The sequence below is a fragment of the Cellulomonas algicola genome, from assembly GCF_003851725.1.
GTDB lineage: Bacteria > Actinomycetota > Actinomycetes > Actinomycetales > Cellulomonadaceae > Cellulomonas > Cellulomonas algicola.
Map to the genome: position 1 here is coordinate 248 of NZ_BHYL01000492.1, position 524 is coordinate 771.

Here is a 524-nt window from a genome sequence, read left to right on the forward strand (position 1 = left end):
CGGCGTCGACGCCCGTGACGGCAAGGATCTCGGTCACCGCACGCGGGGCGCCGTGGACGCGCACGCGGCGACCGGACTCGGTGACGTCGCGGACGAGGCGGACCAGGAGCGACAGCCCCGTCGAGTCGACGAACGTCACGTCCGCGCAGTCGAGGACCACGTCCTGGTCGCCGGCGGCGAGCGCCGCCCAGACGGGTGCGGCGGACTCGCGCACCGCGAGGTCGACCGCGCCCTCCAGGGTGATGCGCAGCGTCGTCCCCTCGGTCGCCACCGCGATGCCGCCGCTCACGCGCTCACCTCCGTCCGCAGCCCGAGCCGGGCCGACAGGGCCATCGCGTCGACGGGCGCGCGGACCTTCACGTCGTTGTCGAAGTAGACGAACACGTCGCGGCCGTCCGACGCGGGTGCCGCGCCGCGCAGCCGTCGCGCGTCGGCCGGATCGCCCCCGTCTGCCCAGGTCCGGATCTTCGCGGCCCACCGGTCGAGGGCGTCGTCCTCGTAGCCGCTCGTGTAGAGCTCGGTGT

The 524-nt window shown here is 75.0% G+C and carries 2 protein-coding genes; both read right to left on the reverse strand.

Features of this window, described 5'->3' with window-relative positions; genetic code table 11:
* Positions 1-289 (reverse strand): STAS domain-containing protein (locus CTKZ_RS21080; protein WP_200829878.1); only part of this gene is annotated, 289 nt, incomplete at its 3' end.
* Positions 286-524: DUF72 domain-containing protein (locus CTKZ_RS21085; RefSeq protein ID WP_124344704.1), on the reverse strand; the 239-nt coding region annotated here is incomplete at its 5' end. The genes CTKZ_RS21080 and CTKZ_RS21085, both read right to left, overlap by 4 nt.